The 25,406-nt window shown below is 57.2% G+C and carries 26 protein-coding genes, 2 tRNA genes and 1 pseudogene; 12 read left to right on the forward strand and 17 right to left on the reverse strand.

What is annotated here, in order from left to right:
* Nucleotides 1–5: 5 nt before the first annotated feature.
* Nucleotides 6–1,187: a cysteine desulfurase gene (locus GXX95_01835; GenBank protein NLT36887.1), complete on the reverse strand. Its 1,182-nt coding sequence runs from the start codon at nt 1,185–1,187 to the stop codon at nt 6–8.
* A 260-nt stretch (nt 1,188–1,447) separates the two neighbouring features.
* A tRNA-Cys gene (locus GXX95_01840) sits at nt 1,448–1,551 on the reverse strand.
* Between the two features lie 185 nt (nt 1,552–1,736).
* Here GXX95_01840 and GXX95_01845 point away from each other — a divergent pair.
* Nucleotides 1,737–2,582 carry a hypothetical protein gene (locus GXX95_01845; protein NLT36888.1) on the forward strand — a complete coding sequence of 282 codons (846 nt, stop codon included), beginning with the start codon at nt 1,737–1,739 and terminating at the stop codon, nt 2,580–2,582.
* On the opposite strand, the gene GXX95_01850 is transcribed toward GXX95_01845, so the two are convergent.
* Nucleotides 2,557–3,012 (reverse strand): tetratricopeptide repeat protein, encoded by a 456-nt coding sequence (locus GXX95_01850; protein ID NLT36889.1) that lies wholly within the window; start codon nt 3,010–3,012, stop codon nt 2,557–2,559. The two genes, GXX95_01845 and GXX95_01850, sit on opposite strands and share 26 nt — an antisense overlap.
* 135 nt (nt 3,013–3,147) lie before the next feature.
* Between GXX95_01850 and GXX95_01855 the strand changes: the two genes are divergently transcribed.
* Complete coding sequence (locus tag GXX95_01855; protein NLT36890.1) at nt 3,148–3,732, forward strand: hypothetical protein; 585 nt, start codon at nt 3,148–3,150, stop codon at nt 3,730–3,732.
* On the opposite strand, the gene GXX95_01860 is transcribed toward GXX95_01855, so the two are convergent.
* On the reverse strand, nt 3,705–3,905 hold the full coding sequence (locus tag GXX95_01860) for a hypothetical protein (GenBank protein NLT36891.1): 201 nt from the start codon (nt 3,903–3,905) through the stop codon (nt 3,705–3,707). The genes GXX95_01855 and GXX95_01860 overlap by 28 nt on opposite strands.
* Nucleotides 3,906–3,920: 15 nt before the next feature.
* Complete coding sequence (locus GXX95_01865; GenBank protein NLT36892.1) at nt 3,921–4,121, reverse strand: hypothetical protein; 201 nt, start codon at nt 4,119–4,121, stop codon at nt 3,921–3,923.
* A 143-nt stretch (nt 4,122–4,264) separates the two neighbouring features.
* On the opposite strand from GXX95_01865, the gene aksA reads away from it, so the two are divergent.
* On the forward strand, nt 4,265–5,428 hold the full coding sequence (gene aksA / locus GXX95_01870) for a homoaconitate hydratase (protein NLT36893.1): 1,164 nt from the start codon (nt 4,265–4,267) through the stop codon (nt 5,426–5,428).
* Here aksA and GXX95_01875 read toward each other — a convergent pair.
* From GXX95_01875 to nifS, 6 genes and pseudogenes are all read right to left on the reverse strand, one after another.
* Nucleotides 5,418–6,191 (reverse strand): dihydroorotate dehydrogenase electron transfer subunit, encoded by a 774-nt coding sequence (locus GXX95_01875; GenBank protein ID NLT36894.1) that lies wholly within the window; start codon nt 6,189–6,191, stop codon nt 5,418–5,420. The genes aksA and GXX95_01875 overlap by 11 nt on opposite strands.
* Complete coding sequence (locus tag GXX95_01880) at nt 6,181–7,095, reverse strand: dihydroorotate dehydrogenase (protein NLT36895.1); 915 nt, start codon at nt 7,093–7,095, stop codon at nt 6,181–6,183. Before GXX95_01880 ends, GXX95_01875 begins: the two co-directional genes overlap by 11 nt.
* A gap of 44 nt (nt 7,096–7,139) precedes the next feature.
* A complete protein-coding gene (locus GXX95_01885; protein ID NLT36896.1) occupies nt 7,140–7,967 on the reverse strand; it encodes a hypothetical protein in 828 nt (275 codons plus the stop codon).
* A gap of 83 nt (nt 7,968–8,050) precedes the next feature.
* Nucleotides 8,051–8,539, reverse strand: coding sequence for a hypothetical protein (locus tag GXX95_01890; GenBank protein NLT36897.1), 489 nt, complete (start codon nt 8,537–8,539; stop codon nt 8,051–8,053).
* Entirely contained in the window at nt 8,536–8,763 is a 228-nt protein-coding gene (locus GXX95_01895; GenBank protein NLT36898.1) for a hypothetical protein, read from the reverse strand. The genes GXX95_01890 and GXX95_01895 overlap by 4 nt, the downstream gene beginning before the upstream one ends.
* Nucleotides 8,744–9,932 (reverse strand): annotated as a pseudogene (gene nifS, locus GXX95_01900) (cysteine desulfurase NifS). Before nifS ends, GXX95_01895 begins: the two are co-directional and overlap by 20 nt.
* A gap of 170 nt (nt 9,933–10,102) precedes the next feature.
* Here nifS and GXX95_01905 point away from each other — a divergent pair.
* Nucleotides 10,103–11,314, forward strand: a complete 1,212-nt coding sequence (locus tag GXX95_01905) for a cysteine desulfurase (GenBank protein ID NLT36899.1) — start codon at nt 10,103–10,105, stop codon at nt 11,312–11,314.
* On the opposite strand, the gene GXX95_01910 is transcribed toward GXX95_01905, so the two are convergent.
* From GXX95_01910 to GXX95_01935, 6 genes are all read right to left on the reverse strand, one after another.
* Nucleotides 11,242–11,712 (reverse strand): hypothetical protein, encoded by a 471-nt coding sequence (locus GXX95_01910; GenBank protein ID NLT36900.1) that lies wholly within the window; start codon nt 11,710–11,712, stop codon nt 11,242–11,244. The two genes, GXX95_01905 and GXX95_01910, sit on opposite strands and share 73 nt — an antisense overlap.
* Entirely contained in the window at nt 11,709–12,182 is a 474-nt protein-coding gene (locus GXX95_01915; GenBank protein NLT36901.1) for a hypothetical protein, read from the reverse strand. The genes GXX95_01910 and GXX95_01915 overlap by 4 nt, the downstream gene beginning before the upstream one ends.
* A gap of 4 nt (nt 12,183–12,186) precedes the next feature.
* The gene (locus GXX95_01920; GenBank protein NLT36902.1) at nt 12,187–12,666 is read right to left on the reverse strand and encodes a carboxypeptidase regulatory-like domain-containing protein; all 480 of its coding nucleotides are present in this window, start codon (nt 12,664–12,666) and stop codon (nt 12,187–12,189) included.
* Between the two features lie 68 nt (nt 12,667–12,734).
* Nucleotides 12,735–13,289 carry an RNA 2',3'-cyclic phosphodiesterase gene (gene thpR, locus GXX95_01925; GenBank protein NLT36903.1) on the reverse strand — a complete coding sequence of 185 codons (555 nt, stop codon included), beginning with the start codon at nt 13,287–13,289 and terminating at the stop codon, nt 12,735–12,737.
* A 268-nt stretch (nt 13,290–13,557) separates the two neighbouring features.
* Nucleotides 13,558–14,301 (reverse strand): PrsW family intramembrane metalloprotease, encoded by a 744-nt coding sequence (locus tag GXX95_01930; GenBank protein ID NLT36904.1) that lies wholly within the window; start codon nt 14,299–14,301, stop codon nt 13,558–13,560.
* A 104-nt stretch (nt 14,302–14,405) separates the two neighbouring features.
* Nucleotides 14,406–14,579 carry a 4Fe-4S binding protein gene (locus GXX95_01935; GenBank protein NLT36905.1) on the reverse strand — a complete coding sequence of 58 codons (174 nt, stop codon included), beginning with the start codon at nt 14,577–14,579 and terminating at the stop codon, nt 14,406–14,408.
* 284 nt (nt 14,580–14,863) lie between these two features.
* Between GXX95_01935 and GXX95_01940 the strand changes: the two genes are divergently transcribed.
* The 8 genes from GXX95_01940 (at nt 14,864) to GXX95_01975 (ending at nt 24,626) form a co-directional block, all read left to right on the forward strand.
* A complete protein-coding gene (locus GXX95_01940; protein NLT36906.1) occupies nt 14,864–15,931 on the forward strand; it encodes an amidohydrolase family protein in 1,068 nt (355 codons plus the stop codon).
* The gene (locus tag GXX95_01945) at nt 15,928–16,374 is read left to right on the forward strand and encodes a universal stress protein (GenBank protein ID NLT36907.1); all 447 of its coding nucleotides are present in this window, start codon (nt 15,928–15,930) and stop codon (nt 16,372–16,374) included. The genes GXX95_01940 and GXX95_01945 overlap by 4 nt, the downstream gene beginning before the upstream one ends.
* A 2-nt stretch (nt 16,375–16,376) precedes the next feature.
* The gene (locus GXX95_01950; GenBank protein ID NLT36908.1) at nt 16,377–17,222 is read left to right on the forward strand and encodes a CBS domain-containing protein; all 846 of its coding nucleotides are present in this window, start codon (nt 16,377–16,379) and stop codon (nt 17,220–17,222) included.
* A gap of 29 nt (nt 17,223–17,251) precedes the next feature.
* Nucleotides 17,252–18,955: a glycine--tRNA ligase gene (glyS, locus tag GXX95_01955; GenBank protein NLT36909.1), complete on the forward strand. Its 1,704-nt coding sequence runs from the start codon at nt 17,252–17,254 to the stop codon at nt 18,953–18,955.
* 208 nt (nt 18,956–19,163) lie between these two features.
* Nucleotides 19,164–20,363, forward strand: coding sequence for a CBS domain-containing protein (locus GXX95_01960; protein ID NLT36910.1), 1,200 nt, complete (start codon nt 19,164–19,166; stop codon nt 20,361–20,363).
* Between the two features lie 166 nt (nt 20,364–20,529).
* Entirely contained in the window at nt 20,530–21,729 is a 1,200-nt protein-coding gene (locus tag GXX95_01965; GenBank protein ID NLT36911.1) for a CBS domain-containing protein, read from the forward strand.
* 121 nt (nt 21,730–21,850) lie between these two features.
* A complete protein-coding gene (locus GXX95_01970) occupies nt 21,851–24,469 on the forward strand; it encodes a valine--tRNA ligase (protein NLT36912.1) in 2,619 nt (872 codons plus the stop codon).
* Between the two features lie 84 nt (nt 24,470–24,553).
* Nucleotides 24,554–24,626, forward strand: a tRNA-Gly gene (locus GXX95_01975).
* Nucleotides 24,627–25,406: the final 780 nt, after the last annotated feature.

Below are 25,406 nucleotides of genomic sequence, written 5' to 3' on the forward strand. Positions count from 1 at the left end.
TATATTTACCTCCCTTTGGAACCCTGGTGGAGAAGCGCTATCGGCGATATGTTCCGGAGCTTCGCGGTGACCTCCTCGATCGTGGTCAGGTACATCTCCGCTTCAGCTAGGGTGCTCATCTTAGATAGGGTTATGCGCAGGGAGCCCCGAGCATCCTCCTTCCTCACGCCGATAGCCTGGAGCACGTGAGACGTCTCTGTCTCCCTGGAAGAGCAAGCAGAACCGGTGGAGGCGGCGATGCCCCTCATGTCCAGGCTCATGATCAGAGCCTCTCCCTCGATGTAGTCGAACCTGAAGTGGGCGTTGTTGCACAACCGGCCCTCCCGGGGTCCGTTGAGATAGCAGCCGTCGATGTTCGCTAGCGTGCCCTCGATCATGCGGTCCCGTATGGAGGTCATGCGCGCGACGCTCTCGTCCATCTCCGACATCCCCAGCTCGATGGCCTCCCCCATCCCTACAATACCCGGGACGTTCTCGGTCGATGAGCGCAGGCCCCTTTCCTGGCCCCCGCCATAGACTAGCGGCTGCACCTCGGTGCCATCCCGCATGTACAGGGCACCGATGCCCTTGGGGCCGTGGAACTTGTGCGCCGAGATGGCCATGAGGTCGATGTTGTCACGATCCACATCGATCGGTACCTTGGTCATCGCCTGCACCGCATCGGTATGAAAGAGGGCGCCCCCCTCTCTCGCGATATCACCTATCTCGCGGATGTTCTCGATGGTACCGATCTCGTTGTTGGCAGCCATGATGGACACCAGCACCGTGTCCTTGGTGATCGCCGCCTTCACCGTCTCGGGGTCCGCCCGCCCGTACTGGTCGACGGGCAGATAGGTAACGCGGAACCCCTGGCTCTCGAGGAAACGGCAGGTCCTCAGGACCGCGTGGTGCTCGATCGTGCATGTGATGATATTATCTCCCCGGTCGCGGCTCGCGTACGCCGCCCCCTGCAAGGCCAGGTTGTCCGACTCCGTCCCCCCAGAGGTGAAGACGATCTCTCGTGGCGCTGCTCCCATAGCCTTGGCCACCTGCTCCCTCGCCCTCTCCATGGCGGCAGCGGCCTCCCTCCCGAACGAATGGAGGCTGGAAGGGTTCCCGTACCAATTGTTGAAGTAGGGGTGCATGGCCTTCAGCACCCTGGGGTCGGGACGGGTGGTCGCGCTATTATCGAAGTAAACGCTATCCATGTTAAGCCAAATTAACTATTGTTACCTCATATGTCTTATTTCAAATTATTGGCGGTGGATAATCCATGATATGGTCAGTGTTTTTGGAGGAGTAGCGTCTTAAACCTTTTTATGAGGTTCGTCCCCCGCCTCTCTTCTGATCATGCTTGCGAACGTCACCTTGTTCCATTCATGCATAACCGCATAGGCGAGGATAGGGATGCACAAGGAATCACCAACAAATGTGGTAATCGAATAGAGTTCAGGTATGTAAGAAAAAATGGGGCCGGGACCGAGATTTGAACTCGGGTGTACGGATATCTGCCAGAGGCCTGACAGCCCTGGAAGGCTGCAGTCCGCCACATGGCCGCTCTGTCATCCCGGCGTCGTGGGTGTTAATCGCGGACGGATATATATCCCTTCGCCTGTTCAGAGGTTCCAGAATCCTGTAGTGGAACGACCGCTCCGTTCAGGTCACAACGATAGGGCATTCGGGCGTATTCTACATACGTACTGTTCCGCTCGGACCCTGTCAGCAAGGTATTTTTAGCGCCATACCGTGCATGTGTCATGCTCCCCGGGCACTGCAAGGATGTGGCGGTAAAGGATGTCAGCTTTCCTCTGACCAGAGAGAACATCGACAGAGCGATCGAGGGGAAAAGGGCGTACACGCGCTGCGATCATTACGTTCTCAGAAACTGTGAGGACCTGGCGGTGGTCCGTGTGGTCAAGGAGGAGGGCAAGGAGCTGTTCCGACCCATTGTGGAACATGAGGTGGTGTCACTGCCGCAGACCACGGTGTTCATCCAGGATGACAGCGTGGACGTTATCAACGCGCCTTCGATGGCCCGCATCGCCCAGCGGCATCCAGGCATGACGGTGGTCGTACAAGGCTTGTTCAACCACATATCTTTCATTGAACCCACAGAGGTGCTCGAGCTGATGGTCGTTGACGTGGTACCCCCCTCCCCGTCCAAGCTCTCGGTGCTCGTGGAGCGGGCGCTGGTCAGCGGCCTCATCGACCTGCCGGTGGTACCATCCTACCATGAGATTGATCTCAACGAGAAGGTGCAGGAGGTCACCACCGAAGGTGTCCTTTTCCCCTGCCAGGCATCGGGCCTGGTGGCCACTGGTAAGGTATACTACCTTGATCAGATGCCGATGATGTCCGGAGATGTGACCCTGATCGGCTGCGACCTCTCCGCACGTATCTACCGCTCGCTGTACCCTCGAGATGTGGAGCGGATCGAGATGTGTCCACAGGAGCTCGCGCCTCGCGACGGGAGGAAGTGCTTGGTAAAGTGTTGCAAGGTCCGCGACGGGTTCCAGATCAAGGACGGGATGGCCATAGTCCCCTGGGGAGCTACGGTCCTGGAGGTAGCGGATGCCATCAACGCTCTCTTCTCCCCACCTTAGGCGCCAGCTCCCTGGCCCGGCTCATCGCTCGGAACGCGTCCTCGCCGCGTTCTAGCTTGAACAGAACCTCTGCGGCCACATACCAGGCCTCCGCATCCTCCGGCTCCACGATGAGATGGTCCTCGATGACCTTCAACGCCGCTTTTACCCTCCCTCGGGCAAGAAGTTCCCTGGCCCGCTCATGAGCTTTCTTGGAACGCTCGATGTGATCGGTCATGGCCTCCCTGGCCTCCTTTATCACTTCGTCCAGGGCATATCTGCTAAGCCAGGGATAGCGGGCCTGCAGGGTCTGCTTGAAGCGCTCCACCTCCTCGGGAACGGTCTCGCTGGTCCCGTCCTTGAACATCTTTCGCGGGACCTTGAGCTCCAACCGCCCATGGTACATCTTGATGAAGTTGGGGTTATCCTGCTGCCGGGCAGCGAGCTTCATGCCTGAAGCATTAACAAAGGGTTAATAATCCTTTTTTATCATGAGAACACCAGCCTTTCTCATCGCTTGTCTTTTTCAGCGGTGGTGCCCCATGACCGAAAGTTGTATGGCGTGGTTCCTCTCTGTTAGAACCCCATGAGAGCCGTCCGAACCCTGCTGGTGTTGTCGGTCCTTGCGGTCATTGCTTCTTCAACCATGGGGTCCGTTGACGCCGCCTGGTCAGGGGACGCGGTTTCGGGCACCGAGGATGTCTACCCTAACTTCCTGGAGCGCTTGAGGGTCGTCGTTCATAACAACGGGACAGTACCCATGGAGGTTACGTCCATCACGTACAGCATTAGGTGGTCCGGCTCGACCGTTCTGTACGATGTCTTCTCAGGCTCGGCCATGGTGGAGGCCGGAGGATCAAAAGAGTTCGTGAGCCCGGCAGTGAGGATGCCCGATGAGGTGGCGGGTGAGTATAGGTACACCATAGCGGTCAAGGCCGTAGGGGCCGACGGCCAGGTCCAGGAGCGCAAGTTCACTGGTACCATCTCTGTCATACCATTCTCTCTATCGTTCTTTGGCATCCCCGAGGCGGTGTTCGTCCCCTCTGCACTGGCCCTATTTGCGGTGATATCGACATTGATCTTCTTCAGGCTGGAGAGGACGTCAAAATGGCCTCTCCTTCGGACCGAGCCCCGCTTAAAATTTCATCGTTCCCGCCGGACAAAGCCGTAGATCGTGTAGGTGGAGAAGAATATCAGGAGAATAAGGCTGATGCCCACCGTGATGTTCGACCTTAGCACCAGCCCCACAGAAATCATGAAAAGGGATGCCAAGGCAAGTATGAGGTTTATCCTCATCTCATGCTTGCGCAATGAAGGGAACCGGGCCGGGGGCTTCTCATCCATGGCCCGGAATAGTTATCAGCATTGAATAAGTATCTTATGGCACTCTTTGCAGCGGTCCCCTTCCATGAAGCAGAAACCTAGGGAGTTGGGCTTAGCGATGCTCTCCAGACCGAGGCTCTTGGAGCTCACCTCGGTCATCCACTTTACCCCGCCGATGAAGCTCTCGGCGCGCACGAACCCGTGCTCCATCTCCTTCCCGCAGTTGGGACAGTTCATGAACGGATACCGGGGTCTTGTGATGTCCTCTTAGTTTATACATATTCCTATTTCTATATTTGTTTTTGAATTTGATAAAATAGAACCTATCGGTGGGAGGATGATTCAAATAATGTTATAAGACCGCAGGTGTTCGGTTAATCATGGACCACGTCGCGGTCAGCCCCTACAACCCCGTCCTGAGGGACGCTCGGGTGATAGTGTACGATTCTACCTTGCGAGACGGTGAGCAGACACCTGGGGTGGCCTTCACCCCCGAGCAGAAGCTGACCATCGCCAGGATGCTTGACGAGGCCCATGTCCACCAGATAGAGGCAGGTTTTCCGGCGATATCGGAGAGCGAGGTGCGAACTATAAAGGAGATATCCGCCGCGGGATTGGACGCGGACATCCTAGGCCTGTCCAGGGTCACCAAGGGGGACGTCGATGCCGCAGTGGACGCGGGCGTGGACCTGATCCTGCTCTTCGTGGGCACCTCGGAGATACACCTCAAGTACAAGATGAAGAAGACCCGCGAAGAGGTCCTGGCCATGACCGCCGAGGCCCTTGACCACTGCAAGGCCCGGGGGGTACCCGCTTCAGTGAGCGCCGAGGACACCACCCGCACCGATCCCGATTTCCTCATGAGGTTCTACCGCGAGGCCGAGGCCAACGGTGCGGTCAGGGTAGGAGTGACCGACACCCTAGGATGCGCGACCCCCGAGGCCATCACTGACCTGGTGCGCATGGCGGTCAAGGAGGTCAAGGTGCCGGTGGCGCTGCACCTCCATAATGACTTCGGACTATCCACGGCCAACGCCATCGCCGGCGTGAAGGCGGGGGCGTCCGCGGTCACTACCACCGTCAACGGCATCGGTGAGAGAGCGGGCAATGTGCCTCTAGAGCAGTTCGTCGTGGCCCTCAAGTACCTATACGGTCTGGACATCGGCATCGATTGCACCAAGATGAAGGCGCTCTCGGATATCATTTGCAATCTCTCCGGCCTGCACAAGCCCCGGAACCAGCCCCTGGTAGGCACGAACGTGTTCGCCCACGAGTCCGGGATCCACGTGGCGGCGATCCTCAACTGCCCCATGACCTATGAGTCCATACCGCCTGAGGCGGTGGGGAACGAGCGCCACATCATCATGGGCAAGAAGACCGGGGTCAACTACGTGAAGAGGAGACTGGAGGAGATGCGGGTAGAGGCCAGCGATCAGCAGGCCGCGGAGATTTGCCGGCGCATCAAGGAGCTGGGGGAGAAGGTGGGAAGGGTAAGCAACCACGAGTTCAATCACATCGTGGATGAGGTTGTACCTAGAGGCTGATCCTAAGACCGGCGTCGTCCCTCTTCCACTTTCCGAACTCGGTCATCCGCTCTACCTGCTCCCCGGTGAACACCGGGCCGTCGGCGCATACCCGGAGGCCGTCGATGACGCAGGAGCCGCACAGTCCGGCCCCGCACTTCATAAGCCTCTCCAGGGATAGCTGGCAGGGGACGTGGTTCTCATTGCAGGCCTTCAGCAGGTAGCGGTTCATGATCTCGGGGCCGCAGCCCAGGACCACATCGTATCTCTTCTCCTTCATCATCTGGTCGGCCAAAGCGACCACGGTGCCCTTGAGGCCGTAGCTGCCGTCGTCCGTAGTGGTTCGCACGTCGTCCGACGCTTGGCGGGCCCTATCCTCGAATATTATCTCTCCAGCGTTGCGGGCGCCTATGGCCACGTCCACCCTGGACCTATCGGCGATGCCCTCCACCGCGGTCATGATGGGCGCCATCCCTACGCCCCCGCCGACGCACAGCACCCGACCCGTAGGCAGGTTCCACCCGTTGCCGTACGGTCCGCGCACACCAAGGACATCTCCCTCCTTTAGCGAGGACAGTGCCCTTGTGGCCTCCCCCACCTCCTTCACGGTGATGCCGCCCATGGTGCCGATGAAGGAGACGGACATAGGGACCTCGTCCACACCCGGGACCCACACCATCACGAACTGCCCCGGCCTGACCTTCGTCCCCAGGGGGAACCTCAGGGTGGTGATGCCTTTTCCTTCCTCCACCCGTTGCTGTATTCTCACCGCTTCACTGTACATGGGCCACCCCCACTATGTCCGAGGGAGAGGTAAGACTGTTCTCCTCGAGATATTTCAACAGTCCGAAGCACACGGTCTGGAACACTCCCAGGCCTTTGCGTCCCACCCCGCTGCCTATCTGCACAGCCTTCGCGCCTGCCATGAGGTACTCCAGCACGTCCCTTGACGTCTCCGCTCCGCCGACTCCGATAATGGGTATATCCACCGCCTCGTAAAGCTCATAGACGCATCGAAGGCCCACGGCCTTGATGGCCGGTCCCGACAGCCCCCCAGTGCGATTGAACAGCACCGGCCGTCTGGCCTCCACGGAGATGGCCATGGCCTTGACGGTATTGACCGCCACTATGGCGTCCCCTCCTGCACCTTCTACCGCGCGAGCGACATCAAGGAGACGATGAGTGTTTGGCGTGAGCTTGGACCATAAGGGGATGTCTATGGCCGCCTTCACCTGCCTCACGATGTTGGCGACAGCGTCGGGGTCCACGCCTACCTCCATCCCGTAGCCCTTGGCATGGGGGCAGCTCAGATTAAGTTCGATGGCCGACACCCCGTACTCCTGCATCCTAACGGCCAGGGTCACGAAGTCCTCGGGAATGGCGGCGAACAGACTGCCTACTATGGGTATGCCTCCCTTGAGGGCGATGGGCATCTCCTCTCCGAAGGCGTGTATGCCCGGGCCGGGAAGTCCCATGGCGTTGATGTATCCGTCGTCAAGCTCCACCAGGGTGGGATTGGGGTAGCCCTGGCGAGGCTCCAGGCCGATGGACTTGGTCACCACGGCCCCCGCCCCCGCCTCTGCCACCCTCCGCAGGGAATCGCCGGTCTCTCCCATCACTCCGGATGCCAGCATGGTGGGGTTGCGAAGCCTGGTGCCACAGAGATCGATCTCCAGCGAGGTCGTCATGTCGGCCCGCTCATGCCGTTCGGGGGTGATAAGCCTTAGGTCGACTATGGCCTCTTGGGTACATTGGTCTCGATGTGTATCAGGGAGTCCTCATCGGCCTCGCACGAGTGGTCGTGCTCCTCCTTTTTGGCGTCAGGGGGCAGAGGCGGCTCCCTACCCTGCTTCCTAAGATAATCGTGGATGGCGTCATGAAGGGCGTCAGCGGCAAGGTTGGAGCAGTGCATCTTTTGTGGAGGCAATCCTCCCAGGTTCTCGGCGACGTCGTTCCGTGTGATCTTTAGGCCTTCCTGAATGGTCTTGCCCTTTGCCAGGTCCGTCACCATGCTGCTGGTGGCGATGGCCGCTCCGCATCCGAAGGTCTTGAACTTCACGTCGGTGAGGACATCGTCCTTGACCTTGATGTAGATGTACATCACATCACCGCAGTTATGAACGGTGAACGCATCGGTGGCATAGGAGTGCTGGTCGGCGATTTCGAGGTTGTGGACCTTCCCAGTATACTGCATGGTATCTGTCGAGGTAATCGGCGTAAATAGGAAGCCATCTTTTATCCAGGAGTGCTCCTTTACTGTGCCAGTCAGAGCACATTCTATGCCCAGTATTCCGCAGAGCTTCTTTAAAGAATTTACATCGCCGACATGGATGCGGTACAACTCCCTGTGGGTGATATCCTCTATGATGGAGCCCTTCTCCTTATAGATGGAGGGGATGAACCCTTTTCTAAGCGGCAGCGTCTTTATCTGTCCAGCCAGCTGGCCGGATATCGTGGAGTATCCTGCCCTTGGTACCTCCCTTACGATGTTGACATAACCGTCCCCTCTCCATAGCCCCTGAAGGAGATGGTGCTGCTTTTCGGATGGTAAGAAAAGCATGAAATCCGGGATCTGCTTGTTCTCCGCACCCTTGCCAAAAGTTTTCTCAAAACCCTGGCCAGGTTCGCGCTGTTTACTATGACTTATGTTGCATTGGTCTCTTCACGCGGAATAATCGAGGCATCTAGACCAAACTTGTCTTTGATGATCTTGACGACGTCTCTTTGATACTCCACCTCCTTGATGTGGAAGGTGAAGCATATATGCGCCTTGGTCACCTTGGTGACGGCATTGCCCTCCGCAAGATAATAACCAGCGAGGCGGAGAAAATCTGCATCCGCGGGCACTCTCATAGGAATGTCGGTGCTCCGATGGTCCAACATTTTCTTTTGGAAATCAAGGTCGAACAACTCCTGGTCCTTAATCACCTTTAGAATCGGATAGACGGCAATATCTCGAGGCTGGTGGTCGCTGACATTGTACCATTCGGCATTCAGCTCTTTCTTATTGCGTGTATAGTTGAACTTGTGCTGGTCAGGCCTCTTCACCGCCAGTACGAGATGCTCCGGGGTCATCTCAACTAATCCCAGCTTGTTCTTCAGACGGATTATCGGTCCATCATAGTCTCTCACATACCTCCGTTCGACCGTTGAGTATACCCCTTCATGAGTAAGGACCCTCCTTTTTCCTGCACGTTCTCGATCTCTTTGAAATGGTTGTTGAGATGGATCATGGTCCCACTGACCAGGCAGACGGGATTCCCGTCCTGGCCGATGCCATCGGCGTCGGGGATGTCCCCCATGTTATGAGGGCTCGTGAAATGCTCCATTACCTTCTCAGTGTAAAGTTGTGACATCGTATGCAACTCCTTCGCTCAGTGGTGACATCTTTCTAAGTAGTTCGACGACAGGCCCGATGGTGGCATTGAAACTGTCCGCCTCCTCCATGGTGTTGTACTTTCACAGGGATAGACGCAGGGAACCGTGGCACTGCTCGTGCCTTAGGCCCAGACCCCTAAGGACATGGGACGGCTCCAGGCTCTTGGTCGAGCACGCGGAGCCCGTGGAGGCAGCGATGCCCCTCATATCCAGGTGTAGTATCATGCCCTCCCCTTCGATGTAATCGAAGCGGAAATGGGCGTTATTGCACAACCTCTTCTCACCCCGTGGCCCGTTAAGGTATGATCGGGGTATCGTGTCCAAGGTCGATCCGATCAGGCGATTACGGATGGCACTCATCCTGGCGACGTTCTCCTCCATCTCCGCCATCCCTATCTCCAGTGCCTTTCCCAATCCTACGATCCCCGGGATGTTCTCAGTGGAGGATCGCAGCCCTATCTCATTCCCTCCACCTTAGATAAGGGGGCGGAGCCTGATACCTTTACGGACAAAGAGGGCGCCGATACCTTTGGGACCATGGACCTTATGCCCTGATAGCGAGAGCATATCTATCTTCATCTTTCCGACATCCAGTGGCATCTTGGTCACGGCCTGGACAGCATCGGTATGGAACAGAGCACCCGCCTCCTTGGCGACCTCGGCGAGCTCCTTGATAGGCTGAATGGTACCGATCTCGTTGTTGGCGGCCATAATGGACACGAGGGTCGTATCCTTAGTGATGGCGTTCTTGAGATCTTCCACGGAGACCGACCCTCCTCGTCCACCGGAAGATAGGTCACCTTGAAACCCTGGGTCTCCAGGAACTGGCAAGTGTGTAGGACCGCATGGTGCTCCACGGCCGAGGTGATGATGTGCTTGCCCTTGCTCATGGAGGCGTAGGCGGCCCCTTGAGTGGCCAGATTATCGGACTCTGTCCCGCCTGATGTGAATATGACCTCCTTGACCTCTACGCTTAAGGCCCGCGCGGTGCGCTCCCTGCCGATCTCCATGGCCTCATAGGCATCTCGGCCGAACGAGTGCAGGGAGGATGCGTTGCCATAGCTTCGGTGAAATATGGCATCATCTCCTGCATCACCCGGGGTTCCACCTGAGTGGTGGCACTGTTGTCAAAATATATCCTCTCCATAGATTCACCTCGCAGGTACAAGATGGGTAAGCTGGTAGGATATATAACAATTGTTAATTTTTAAACCAATGAATTGTAGGTCACAAGCCGGAGCGTTTTAATAAATGGGCCATCTTCGAGACCGTCACCATAGTCTGAAATATAGGCTATCCGAATGGACGGTCGTTACCATGGCCTTTGATAAGGTTCGACAAGATTTTCCGTTATATTCATCCGAGGACAAGGACATCGTCTACCTGGACAATGCCTGTCAGACATTGCGGCCGCGGCAGGTCATGGAGGCCATGTCCGAGTACTACAATGATTTTCCGGCCTGCGGAGGCCGGTCCGTTCATCGCCTTGCTACCAAGGTGACGATGAAAGTGGAGGAAGCGAGGGAGCATGTGGCCGATTTCATCGGCTGCTCCGATCCATCCTGCATAGTGTTCACCAAGAACTGCACCGAGGCGCTGAACCTGGTGGCAAAGGGTTATCCCTTCCGCAGGGGGGACGCGGTCCTCACCACCGACATGGAGCACAACAGCAATCATGTCCCGTGGTTGCAGCAGCGTGAGGTTATAGGTCTTGAGCACCGGGTGGTAACCACGCCGACCTCAGGCCTTTTCGATGTTGAGAGATATAAGGTGGAGATCTCCACGCAAGTGGCCATGGTGGCCATGGTCCACACCAATAACGTGACCGGTGTCACCATTCCGGACAAGGACATTGTGCAGGAGGCCCACGATCGTGGCGCCCTGGTCATGCTGGACGGGGCCCAGTCCGCAGCTCACCGCCCCATCGATGTCGAGGATTTGGACGTGGACTTCTTTACATTTTCGGCCCACAAGATGCTGGGCCCTTCAGGGGTGGGTGTTCTCTATGGGAAGGAGCATTTGTTGGAGCGCCTTCAGCCGCTGATAGGGGGAGGGGGTTCGGTCGGTCTTACGGACTATGAGAAGGTCACCTTCCTTCCTCCACCAGAGAAGTTCGAGGCGGGCCTCATGAACTACTCCGGGGTCATCGGCACGGGAGCCGCGGTGAGGTACCTGGACGGTCTGGGCATGGACGCGGTGGCCGAGAACGATTCGAAGTTGAACGGGATCGCTACGGTGGGTCTGCGAGAACTTCCTTCGGTATCGATACTGGAGCCTCAGGATGCACGGCATCGCGATGGGATACTGTCCTTTAACATCAGGGGGATGACATCGCATGATGTCGCCATGATCGCGGACGAGGTCGCCAAGGTGGAGATCCGGTCGGGCATGCACTGCATGCACCCCTACTTCCTCTCACGGGGGATAGAGGGTTGCGCTCGCGCCTCCTTCTACATTTACAATACGGAAGAGGAGTGCAGGAGGTTCGTGGACACCATCAAGTTCGTGGCGGACACCTTCTCCAGTTGAACCTCGCGCTCTGACAGGGCCCCTATTGACCTTAAGATAAGGACATCGTCACTATGGACGATGATATCACTGACGCGGTCCCCATCGCTGAAAAGTACTACCGGTGCGGCCATATTGACGGCCTGGGCCGTCGCTCCATCGCCGACCCAGATCGAACCGTTGTAGACCCTGAGGGGCTCTCCGCCCTTAGGCAATAGGTCCTTGGCCTCGAACATCACCATTCCCTCATGGACACTCGTACTTAGTGCTTCGATGGAGCTTGCCAGAGCCTCCGCCCCCACCATCTCCGATGCGTTCCGTTCATTGTCGTCCAGCACCCCGAAGGAATAGAGCACTGCGCCGGTCATCATCAAGCCTGCGATGACCAGCCATACCCTGGACATTATGAGCTCCATCACGGGATCGCCTCCACCACGACGCACAGTCTACCCTCGATCCGAGCGCACTCCAGCATCAGTGGCACCGTTCCAGCGTCAAGCGTCAATGGGGAACCGTTCTTGGTGATGGTCCTTACCGGCGGGTCATCAAGGACTATGGTAGAGAAGACCTTCTCTTCCTCAAGGCAGCGAATAGTGTATTTGGATGCGTTGTCGATACCGCCGCCCACCTCTATGATCATTCCATATCTGGACGAGGCCGTGGGCAGCTCCATGGTGATCGAACGCCGGTTGCCCTCCCCTGCTGAGAGCACCTCCTCGGTCAGCCGGGCCAGTCTGCTGGCCTCGGACATCATCTCCGAACGCGTCAACGAGCGCTCATAACCGTCCAAGCTTCCCATGACCGCGGGGGCGGTCATGGAGACCAGAAGGGACATTATGAGCAGCTTCAGCGGCAGGCCCTCCAGGGCTTGATGGTCTCTTGCCAACATGACCTCACTCCGAGATCACCGGGATGGTCAGGGAACCATCGGTCCCCATGCCGCTCTTGGTAGCGCTGACCGTTAGATATCCTACAGATTTTCCGATCTGGGAAGCGCTGAGGCCTGTAAAGGTGACCTTACCTGACACGTCCGTGGTGCCGTGGACCTGCTTCCCATCGCTTGTCTTTATGTTGCACCCATCCAGCAGGACAGTGGCGCCTTGTACGGCCTCGCCGCTCTTGTCCAACACGGTTATGGTCAGAGTTATGCCGCTCCTTGCATGGATGCCATCGCGATCGTTGTCATTGAGCACCAGTTCGCTGGGGTTCGAGTATACGGCCTCTATCGCATTAGGGGCCCTTATGCCTCCCATCCATCCCAGCAAAATTGCTGTACCTAGCCCGGCCACGACGACCATTATCATGAGCTGCAACGGCAGACCCTCGATCCCTGCGTCCTTGTCCCTGCGGATGTTCTTGGTGAACGATCTCATGTTTCTCCCGACGCTAGAGCGGCAGGAGGGTATCTCACCCATGGCACTACACTAAGCCTTCGAAGAGGCTAACGGAAGGAGGCCTCGTCCACCGTGGTGTATATGGGGCCCGATACGGTCAGCACGCTTTTCTTTAGGCGAACGCGGTCCACATGAACCTTACCCAGATATGTTAGGGTATGCTCCTCCAAGATGGTGCGGACTGCCGGTATGGACCTTTCTACCCGGGCCCGGGCCACCGTAAGGTGGGGTGTGAACCCCCGCCGCTCAGGCTCGAAACCCAGGGGAGAAAGGAGGTCCTCCAATCGGCGGGCTATGACCGCAAGCGGTTGCGCGTTCTCCAGTCCCACCCATATGACCCTCGGCCGGTCCTTTCGGGGGAACGCCCCCAGACCCTTAAGGTCAAGCTCGAAAGGGGCCAAGCCATCGACCGCCTTCCTCATAGCCTCCGAGATCGCCTTGACCTTGGACTCCTCGGTGTCGCCGAGGAACTTCAAGGTGATGTGCATCAGTGAGGGGTCCACGGTCTTCAACGTTGGGTCGGCAAGATGCAGTCTTCCCAGGATGTCCTCCAGCCTTCCCTCCCCAGGTATATCGACAGAGATGAACGCCCGGAACGTCATGGCCAGACGGTCAACCTACATCGATCACAAAAAATTGTCGTCCGACCTTTCGTAAATGAGCAGAGGACATCTCTCTGCACGCCCGTCGCGAAGGTAATTGAGAAGAGATGTCATCTATCCTAGGGATAATGTCTCGGTCCCGTCCCAAAGAGATCTGTTATGCGGTAATGCGAACTCTGGGCCTGCTATATCGACGTCCAGTGATCATGGGCGAACAGGACGGCAGATAACGGACCCGATGATCGGGAGGAGGTCCGCCCTTGCACGTTCATGCATTGTATCCGCTTATCCTCCATCGCAGATACAGGAAGGCTACGACGACGAGGGCTACAGAGATCACCAGCCCGTACACGGAGGTGGCGGCCCCCAGCTCCCCGCTGAAGAACTCACCCAAGGAGGCGAAGAGGTTGAAGGAGGCGTGCATAAGGACCGCGATGAGGTAATAAGGCCACCAGTGAACACCATATGATTTCGCTCTGGCTACACCGTATCCGGAGACCGAGGTGGATGCGGCATGCATCAACGAGGAGGAGATGCTGCGTACGAACGCTAGGACTAAGAAAGCTATCAGCCCTTCTTCGAACAGCACTGTGGACTCGTAAAGGAAGTTCTCTGTTGCAGCGAAGCCCAGGCCGCAGGCGGCCCCGAAGATCAGGCCGTTGCGCGGCCTCCATATGTAGCGGGAGAAGTTGCGTACCACTAGGACCTTGGCGAACTCCTCTATGAAAGGTGCCACCACTATGATTGCCAGGAAGGTCAATATGGTGGGCTCACGTACGAACAGCTGGTACTCGCGGACCACTGTGGAGTATAGGAGCTCGGCGGCGATCAGCTCTAGGATGGTGGCGATGATGACCGCTACGACCGCACCACCAATGAAGGTCAGGATGAGGTCATCCCAACGCTCCTTCTTGCCCCGCACACCCCATCGCAGCCAGAACAGGACGGCGAGGGAGGGGACGAAGGCTGCGATCAGGAGAAGGAGAGTTCCCGTCACCTGGTCAGCGTTCATCGGGTCCAGGTAGCATGAGTTCAGATATTAAGTGTGGCCTTCACAAGGATGTATGAAAATTTGGAAGAGGGAGCAGGGCTCCGTTGACCTCTGTTCAGACGGTCTTACTCGTCCATGGTGATGGCGTTGTTGGGGCACTCGTCGACGCAGGCCCCGCAATCTACACAGTCAGGTTCATTGATCACAGCTACATCAGTGACCTTGATGGCCGACTGGGGGCAGACATCCTCGCAAGCTCCGCATCCAACGCACTCGTCAGCGTTAATCTTCGCAACCAAATCTAACACCTCGGTTAATTTGGATGCACAATCTAATGTTTCTATAAAAAGACTTCCACTGAACAGTGAGGGAGCGAAGTAGAACCTAGTCCTCATCCTGTAGTTTCCAGGACCGGTTATGTTCCCCAATGAGGGCTTTATGATTAGATGTTCAATTAAATTCGTCTCTCAAACTCAGACAGATATGTGGTGCGCGCGATCGACAGGTTGATGGATTATCACCTGAGGGTAATGTTCACCTTCCAGCGCCACCATTGAAATATCACATTCCATTACCCTGGAGCATGGAGTATGTCTCCGGGAAGGTCCTCACCGAGGAAGGCTTCCGGGATGGTCATGTGGGCTTCGAGGATGGAAGGATCATCGAGGTGGGTAAAGGCAGGGTCAAGGATAACTTGGCAGAGGGTCTGATACTGCCCACCTTCGTCAACGCCCACACCCACATCGCCGACTATGTGGTCCCGGTGGACCTGTCCCTCACCTTGGCAGAGATAGTGGCACCCCCCCATGGCCTGAAGTACCGCATTCTCTCACAGACCCCAGAGGAGAAGCAGCGGGAGGCGATCGCCGCGATGTCAGAGTCCATGCTCCGCAAGGGCATCTCCGCGTTCTCCGACTTTCGGGAGGGAGGCGTCAACGGAGCCAAGCTAATGTCCTCAGCCCAGGGGGCGCGGCCGTTCGTGCTCGGAAAGCCCAGAGCGCCGCACTTTGACCGCGAGGAGATATCCGCTCTCCTGGAGCTCACCGAAGGGATAGGGCCATCGGCCATATCAGACTGGGACTACGAGGAGCTAAGGGAGCTGACCGATTTCGTGAGGTCCCGCGGTAAGATCGTGGCCCTCCACTGCTCAGAAAGGATCAGGGAGGACCTGGACAAAGTGTTGGACCTCCGTCCCTCGTACCTGGTCCACATGACCCAGGCCACAGATGGGGACCTGGAAAGGTGCGCCCAACTGGACGTCCCCATCGTGGTGTGCGCCAGGTCCAACATGTTCTTCGGGATGGTGCCGCCTCTGGCAAGAATGGTGGATCAGGGCGTTACAGTAGCGATCGGTACCGATAACGCCATGATCTCCATGCCGGACATGTTCGTGGAAACGGAATTCGTGGGAAGACTGCTCCGACAGCAGGGGATCGCCCGCCTAGAGTGCGTTCTCAGTATGGCTGTGGCCAATGGGCGAAAAATTATAAATCAACTTCCGTTAATGGAGATAGTATCGGACGCACCATTGGATCTCATGGTCGTCCGCTCAAAGCAAGGAGACCCGCTCACTGACCTGGTACTGCGCACCGCTGGGGAGGAGCCACTGCTCGTGTGCGTAGGTGAGAATAAGAGGAGAGGAACGAGATGAACGATTTCAAGAGGATACTGATACCGACCGACGGAAGCGAGAACACCAAGGCCGCGATCACTCAGGGATTAGAACTGGCCCGCGTGTTGGGAAGCGAGGTGACCGCGCTCTATGTTGTCGATCAGGCTTCGTTCGTCAACTTCCCCATGGATGCGACCGTGGTCAGCATATACTCCCTTCTGGAGAAGGAGGGAAAGGATGCCGTAGATTATGTGGTCAGTGAGGGTCAGAAGCTTGGTGTGAACGTCACTCCCAAGGTCGTCGAGGGCTCCCCGGCAAAGAAGATCGTGGATGAGGCCGAGAACTATGACCTGGTGGTCATGGGCACCCTGGGTCGGACCGGCATCTCCAAGCTCCTTCTGGGCAGCGTGGCAGAGAGGGTGGTAAGGTTCGCTCCTTGCCCCGTCCTGGTCGTCCGCGCCGAGACCCCTGGGGAGGAATAGGCATGACCATTGTAGACCAAGTGATGACCCACAACCCCATTACAGCAGAGATACCAGGCTCGCGGAACGACGTTCTCAAGCTAATGGTGCGGCATAACCTCACCGGCCTTCCCATCATCAAGAAGGCCGATGGCAGCCTGGCCGGGATGGTCACGCGCAGTGACATCTTCCAGCACCCAGAGGAGGACCAGCTGGCGATGGTGATGAACCGTGAGCCGCTGGTGCTGTCCCCCCAGGATACCGTGGAGACCGCCGCTACCCTCATGACCACCAAGAGGGTCACCCACTTCCCCGTCGTGGATGGTGGGAAGCTCGTCGGCATACTAACCCCCACGGACCTGCTCAACGAGGTGGAGAAGAAGGCCTCCAACATTCCAGTGGAGGACCTGGCCCTCGACCCCTGCGTGCCCATCTACCAGGAGACGCCCCTGCGGGCGGCCCTGGTCACATTCAAGGCCAGCAGGGTCAACGCCCTCCCCGTCCTGGACGCTAACGGACGACTTGCCGGCATCATCACGGACAGGGACGTGTTCAATAAGAGCCTGATCAACGGCTCGGTGGCCCTGACCGCCCTGGGAATGGGCGATGACGAGGACTCATGGTCCTGGGACGGCCTACGCAACATCATGAAGCTGTGGTTCGAGGTATCCAAGATCGAGATGCCCGCCGTTCCCGTGAGGGATATCATGGTGCGTTCGCCCACAACGGTTTTTAAGAAGACCAACGTTTCCGAGGCTGCGCGGACGATGCGCCGCAATGATTTCGGTCAGCTGCCTGTGGTCGATTCCAAGGAGAACCTGGTGGCCATGCTCTACGATATCAACGCGGTATCGATACTGGCACAGTGAGCATTAGGCTCAATATACGAGGAATTACTATGGATGCATCAGACGTTCTCTCGCTCTGTAAGCGCAGGGGTTTCCTTTACCCCTCCTATGAGATCTACGGCGGGGTAGCTGGCCTGTACGACTATGGGCCCTTGGGCACGGCCATGAGGAACAACATCGTGGAGATCTGGAGAAGACTGTACACGCTGGGCGAGGGTTTCGTGGAGATAGATTCGGAGACCATAGGCCCTGAGGTGGTCTTCAAGGCGTCCGGCCATGTGGACGAGTTCGCGGACAAGATGGTCAAGTGCAAGGTCTGCGAGGAGGCGTACCGCGCGGACCATCTTATCGGCGACCGCCACCCCAACCCCGGCTCCTTGAAGGAGGAAGAGCTGGACGACCTCATAAGGGAGCATGGTATCACCTGCCCCGCCTGCAGCGGGGAGCTGTCCTCGGTGGAGGAGTTCAACCTCATGTTCAAGACCGTGATCGGTCCGGGTTCCGGCCGAGTGGGATACCTGCGTCCGGAGACCGCTCAGGGGATCTTCGTGAACTTCCCCAGCCTCTACCGCTACAACCGTGAGAAGCTGCCCCTGGGTGTGATACAGGTCGGCCGCGGGTACCGCAATGAGATCTCCCCGCGCCAGGGCGTCATACGCATGCGCGAGTTCAATATGATGGAGTGCGAGCTCTTCGTGGACCCTGAGGACAAGGGCTGGCCCCGCTTCAAGGACGTCAAGGATGATAGGATGAGGCTGTTCGCCAACGACGGCCGGGAACTGGAGATAAGCGTCGGGGATGCGGTGGAGCAGGGCATCATCTGCAACCAGGTCCTGGCATACTTCATGTGGTTCACCCAGGAGTTCCTCAAGGCCATCGGCGTAGACGGTACCCGCCTGCGCTTCCGCCAGCACGAGAAGGACGAGATGGCCCACTATGCTGCTGACTGCTGGGACGCTGAAGCATTGCTCAGCTTCGGTTGGACCGAGATCGTGGGCATCGCCGACAGGGGATGCTGGGACCTCTCGCGGCACATCAAGTTCTCCGGCGTGGACATGAGCGCGTTCAAGCGCTTCGACACCCCTCAGGAGGTGGAGAGGGACGTCATCAAGCCGAAGTACGGCATCCTGGGCCCCAAGTACAAGGCCCTCGGCAGCAAGATCGGGAAGGCCATGGAGGCTACCGATCCGTCCTTGATAAAGGACGACTCGGTAACCGTGGAGGTCGACGGGCAGAGCTACGTCCTCAGCCGTGACTGCTTCGATGTGGCCCGAGTCAAGGAGAAGGTCTCCGGCGTCAAGGTCATACCTCATGTGATAGAGCCCTCGCACGGCCTGGACAGGATCACCTACACCTGCCTGGAGCACGCCTACACCAAGAAGGAGGACATGGAGATGCTGCGCATATCCGCAGCTATAGCTCCGATAAAGTTCGGCGTTTTCCCACTGATGGCCCGGGACGAGCTCGACAAGGTGGCCATGGACATCGACCAGGAGATCCGCTACAGCGGCATCGAGACCTACTACGACGATTCCGGCTCCATCGGCAGAAGGTACGCCAGGATGGACGAGATCGGGACCCCCTATTGTGTCACCGTCGACTACCAGACCCTGGAGGACGGCACCGTGACCCTCCGGGAGAGGGACAGCCAGGCCCAGATACGCGTAAAGGTCCAGGAGATCACCTTGGTAGCCCGGGCGGCCCTGTGCGGGGCCAACCTCGATCAGTTCGTGGTGGGCGAGAACAAGTCCTGAGTTCGAATTCCAGTAACCTGGAAACCTTTTACCTCAACCTTTCCCTTCCCTTTTTTCGTAACCTCGCATCGATGTTGATTCTTATCGGCGGATTTCTATGGAGAAGGTTCAATAGCATGGACCGCGATTTGTTATCCAGAGATAGGGATTCGCCATTTTCGGGCGAAAACCTCTTCAAGAGAACCCAAACGATACGGGAGTCGATAAGATGAACGGAACGGAAATAGCGGGGATCAAGAAGAGGGAGCAGCTCAGGTCGATGGTGGAAGCGACCAAGATAACCGACCTGATGTCCAAGAGGTTCGATTTCGTGAGCCCTGAGGACCAGCTCTCTGACGTGCTTAAGAAGATGGGGCAACTGGACCTGCACGAGATGCCAGTGAGCTTGGATGGTAAGAGATTGATGGGGGTGGTAAGTTATGGCACCCTCCTCAAGCGGAGGAATCTCCCCATCACTACCAAGGCGGGCTCCATTACCGTCATGCCTCAGGAGGTCACCCCCGATACGTTGGTGACAGAGGTCGCTGAGGCCTTCATGACCTCCGGCTTTCGCCAGATCCCGGTCGTGAAGGGTCAGAACATACAGGGGATAATCGCCCGAACCGACCTGATCAAGATCGTGGAGGGCATAAAGGAGCTGCGGGAACTGAACGTGAAGGACATAATGACCGAGGACGTTCAGACCGTAGGCCTCGAGGATCCCGTGGAGACAGCACTGCTGTCGATGAAGAACCTGACCATCCGCACCCTGCCCGTGGTGGATGATGAGGGCAACCTCACTGGCATCGTAGGCATCAAGCAGGTGGCGAACTACAACTGGAAGGAGCGAAAGCGCGAGACCGTGGGAGAGATGACCGGCGACAACAGCCCGGTGAAGGTCAAGGTCTCCTCCATAGCCCTTGATGCCGTGTACACTGTGGATGAGGACGCAACCCTGGGGGGTGCGGTGAAGGCCATGCTGGAGAACAATGTGTCCACCCTTCCCGTGGTGAAGGGCAGCCGCCTCGCCGGGATCATCACCAAGTACGACATCATCGAGCTGCTGGCATCGTTCCGGCAAAGGGACATGGTATACACCCAGATCACCGGCTTGGACCAGGAGGACCGTTTTGCGGCGGATACGATGGAGAAGGACATCACCGCGTCGCTGCAGAAGATCGCCAAGATCACCCGGCCCATGTTGTTCACGCTGCACGTGACCAAGTACAACGCCCAGGGGAACACCAACAAGTACTCGCTGAACGGCCGTCTCACCACCGAGAGCAAGGTGTGGGTGGCGTCGGCGGTGGACTGGGACCTCAACAAGGCCACGATCAGCCTGATGCAGCACCTGGAACGAAGGGTCATCGAGCGCAAGGAGGAGAAACTGGACCATCGCAAGAAGGCCAAGAACATCGGGCACAGCTGAGAGCGCTCTCGTTCTGGCAAACCCTTTCCAGTTAATTCTTTAAGACACTTCATTGGACTAAAGGCAGACGATATATACTGGTGGTAACGCTTTTAATAGCAAGGCATGACCGGCGCCATGGCCACGGGGAAAAGGCAGAAGGCCGGTCCAACAGAGGGAGGTTTTTATGAAAGCCGAGGAACTGGTTGGAGCGAACAGGCAGGAAAGGCTCCGGGCCGAGGTGGACGCCATGGGTCTGGAGAAGATCATGAACGTGGATTTTGAGACCGTTTACCCCTCGGACACTGTGAATGTGGTCCTCAAGAAGATGAAGGAGCTGGACATGCATGAGATGCCTGTCGCCGTCGACGGAGGGAAGCTCATGGGAGTGGTCAGCTACGGTACCCTCCTGAAGAGGAGGAACATCTCCATTGAGGCCAAGGCCGAGACGCTGCTCCTGAGGCCACAGAACGTCACCGTAGTGTCACCGGTCACCGAGGTAGCGGAGATCATGATCAACTCCGGCTTCAGGGAGATGCCGGTGACCAGGGACGGGACCATCATAGGCGTGGTCTCCCGGTCGGGTATGCTGCGAATAATTCAGGACGTGAAGGAGCTGCAGCGCATACCGGTGACCGAGGTGATGTCCAAGGAGGTCAGAACGGTCAAGCTGGACACGAGCGTGAAGGACGCGGTGAGGTACATGAGCGCCATGGAGGTCAGGGTCCTCCCGGTGGTTGATGACCACGATCGAATCATCGGTGTGGTGGGCATCAAGGACATCTCTCATGCGAACTGGCACATGCGTGACAGGGCTACAGTGGGCGAGTTTGCCGGGGAGAGCCTTCCCATCGAGGTCAAGGTGGGCTCGGTGGCGGTGGAACCGGCAGTGGTAGCCGCGCCCGAAATGACCCTGGGCGAAGCCGCGAAGGTCATGCTGGACAGGGGAATATCCACGCTTCCGGTGGTGGACTTCGGGAAGCTGCTGGGCATCGTCAGCAAGTATGATCTCGTGGCCCTCCTGGCCTCTCTTCGTGAGAGGAACAAGCTCTACATCCAGATCTCCGGCCTGAGCGACGACGACAAGTTCGCGCAGGACGTCATGGTCACGGAGATCGAGAGTTCCATGAAGAAGATAGCCGCCATCGAGACTCCGGTGATGTTCGATCTTCACGTGGCGGCGTACAAGGACGAGGGGCTGAACTACAAGTACTCCCTCCATGGGCGCCTGACCACCCATGAACGCCTCTACACGGCCAGTGCCACCGAGTGGGACCTGGTGCAGGCGACGTCCACGCTCATGAAGACCTTCGAGCGTAGGATCATCGACCACAAGGAGCTGAAGCTGGACCATCGTCGGAGGACGAAGAACATCGGGCACCACTGATCAGGGGGCACCGGCCCCGATTTTTTTCTCCCATAGGGCCGTAAAGGTTATCGTTCCTATCCACGGGCATCGCTACCCGGCCAAATGCTTTAATCTACACCGGACATGTCCGAAGCCGTTTATGGCACAATACGAAGCAGTAGAGACCGAGAGGAAGTGGCAGCAGAAGTGGAAGGAGTGGGAGCTGTACAGGTTCGACCCCAGTTCGACCGCTCCCGTATACAGCATAGACAACCCTCCCCGGTACACGTCCGGCTCCCTGCACCTGGGACACGCCACCGGATACTCACTGATCGACTTCGCGGCCCGCTACCGTAGGATGCGTGGCCATAACGTCTTCTTCCCCCTGTGCTTCGACGTCAATGGGACGCCCACAGAGGTCAAGGTGGAGAAGAAGCACGGCATCACCAAGCTCACCGTGCCTCGGCAGGAATACATTCATCTGTGCTCGGAGTTCGCCAACTCCTTCATCGACGAGATGACCAGGCAGTTCGAGGTGCTGGGAGAGAGCATGGACCCCTCCATCTATTACCAAACGGACGCCCCCTACTACCGCCGCATCACGCAGATCACCTTCCTGCGCCTTCTGAAGAAGGACCTGGTGTACAAGGGGACGTACCCTGTGAACTGGTGCCCCTCGTGCATAACCGCCCTGGCGGACGCCGAGGTGGAGTACTCGGACAATGTCACCAAGCTTAACTACGTAAAGTTCCGCGTCCGGGGTACCGACGAGGATATCATCATCGCCACCACCCGCCCCGAGCTGATATGTGCATGCCAGCTGGTGGCCGTGTCCCCTGAGGATAAGGATAAAGAGCCCCTGGTGGGCAAGACCCTGCTGACGCCGCTGTATGGCAAGAGCATTAATGTCATTGCCGACGACAAGGTGGACCCCCAGTTCGGAACCGGCGTGGTGATGATATGCACCATCGGTGACAAGACCGATCTGGAGTGGGTCATGAAGTACAACCTGCCGCTGGAGAAGGCCATCGACGAGCAAGGGAAGATGACCTCTCTCGCCGGAAAGTACCAGGGCCTTTCAGTTAAGGAGGCCAAGCAGGCGGTCATAGAGGACCTCAAGGCCGCCGGGCTGGTGATCAAGCAGGAGGATGTGAAGCAGAACGTCGGCGGGTGCTGGCGCTGCCACACTCCCATAGAGTTCCTGCAGGTACCGCAGTGGTTCCTGCGGACCATGCAGTTCAAGGAGCAGGTGCTGAAGCTCGCGGACGAGGTGGAGTGGCACCCAGAGTTCATGAAAGTACGTCTAAAGGACTGGGTGGAGAGCCTGCAATGGGACTGGGTCATCTCCAGGCAGAGGTTCTTCGCCACCCCCATACCGGTTTGGGAGTGCGAGGACTGCGGATATGTCTTCCCGGCCAAAGAGGAGGACTGCTACATCGATCCCACGGTGGACAAGCCCCCCGTGGACCGCTGCCCCCTGTGCGGGGGGAGGCTCGTCGGCTGCCAGGACGTCTTCGACACCTGGATGGACTCCAGCATCTCCCCCCTCTTCAACACTCATTGGGAGAGGAACCCTGCACTTTTCGACCGCCTGTACCCCATGTCCATGAGGCCACAGAGCCACGATATCATCAGGACGTGGGCGTTCTACACCCTGCTGCGCTGCTACCTCATGACCGATAAGAGGCCGTGGGACCACATCATGATCCACGGGTTCATCATGTCGCCGGACGGAACCCCCATGCACTCCTCGCTGGGCAATGTGATCGATCCCGTGCCCATCCTTGAGGAGTATGGGGCGGACGCGTTGCGGTACTATGCTTGCACATGTGCTCTGGGGGAGGATAATGCCTTCAGGGAGAAGGACGTCATTCACGGCAAGCGGCTGGCGACCAAGCTATGGAACATCGGCAAGTTCACCAACATGGTGGTGAAGGAACTTCCGGAGATGGGCGGCCTCCAGCCCCTGGACCGGTGGATCCTGAGCCGCTATTCCAAGGTGGTCAAGGAGGCGACGCAGTTCTACGAGAGCTATCAGTTCGACAAGGCCATGAGGGTCATCGAGGACTTCGCCTGGCACGAGTATGCGGACCACTATCTGGAGCTGGTGAAGTACCGCACCCGGGAGGGGGACGACGGCGTTCGTTTCACTCTTTATACGATCACCCTGGGCATCGCCAAGATGATAGCTCCCTTGTTGCCGCACGTAACCGAGGACATTTACCAAGACGGGTTCAGCGCTATGGACGGGGCCAGGAGCATTCACGTTTCCACATGGCCGGAGCCAGTTCTGTTCTCCGACGAGGACGAGGTCCGCGGTGACCTGGTGAAGGACGTGGTCAGCGCCATCCGCTCCTGGAAGGCGGAGAGGAAGCTGCCACTGAACAAGGAGCTGGAGCTCATCGAGCTTATCGGGCCATCGGCACCGTCCCTTGTTGGCTACGAGAAGGACATCCTGGAAACCTCCCGGGCGAAGGAGCTGAAGATCGTCACCGAGGCCGACCTGGAGCAGAAGGTCGTGGCTATAAAACCGGTCAAGTCGAAGGTCGGTCCCACCTTCAAGACCAAGGGCAAGGAGGTCTTGGATATGCTGGCGGCGATCGATCCCCAGGAGGCCGCAGCGGCCCTGGACAAGGGCGCCCTGGAGCTGGTCCTCTCGGACGGGAGCAAGGTCGAGCTTGATCCCAGCTTCGTGGAGGTGCAGAAGAAGCTCATGATCGAGGGGAAGGCCGTGGAGACGCTGCAGGTGAGGGACATCCTCATCGCCGTCAGTCCCTGACCAATCTCCCTTCCAGTATCCAATAATGAGAACATAAAAAGTGAGCAAAATATAAATGGGAGAAGCTTGTTGACAGTGGCACAAGCGGGCGTAGTGTAGTTGGTTATCACTTAACCTTGCCAAGGTTATAACACGGGTTCGAATCCCGTCGCCCGCACTCCCTTTTTACCTTTCTTCATATGGGTCGTCTAAATTGATTATTGGTGCATTGAACCCCACATCGGGTTTGGCCATACTGATGTAACCTGATGCCTTTATTTATGTGAAAAATCAGCGGTCGATGAACCTTACTTATAGAGATCTGGTACCATTGTTGCATCAACATTTGTGACCAGACCAAATCGCTCAAATTTTGGTCATTCATCTCTAAGACTGTTCACGACCAGTATTATGATCCCGAGAATGATGAGGACTATACCCAGGATTATGAACAGCGTGAAAAGAAGATAACTGGAATAAAAATTATCAAGTGGCAGGGTGGAAAAAGCGAACAGTATAAAAAAACCAATAATTAGACAGAGGAATCCTGTCCTGTTGAATCTCTCCTTGCTCCCCCAATGCATGTGGCAAAATTGTTCTAAAACCATATATTATTTACCGTAGATAGATCTACATCAATCCTGCTTAGAATAGCTGATTACTTCCTATGTAAAACGTCTAAGGCTTTGATGCAAGAATATGAACAGGGATCTTGAGCAAAAATATAGTTTGTTATTTATTTATTTATTAAACAAAATTCATTGTGTCAATTGAAGTAATATGAAAGCATGCTGACGAGCTCACCCACTGGCGACGGCTTAAGGGTACTGGCTTTCCGCTTTTCCCGAGCGCGATCAAACTGTCGCCTTCCTTGTCCGCCAGCTCTTTCTACCCCACTTCCAAGAAAGGGAGTGTCTCAAGGCCACGGCTATCAGTATCACAATCTAGCTCCTATCAA

The sequence above is a fragment of the Methanomassiliicoccus sp. genome, from assembly GCA_012719175.1.
Lineage (GTDB): Archaea > Thermoplasmatota > Thermoplasmata > Methanomassiliicoccales > Methanomassiliicoccaceae > UBA6.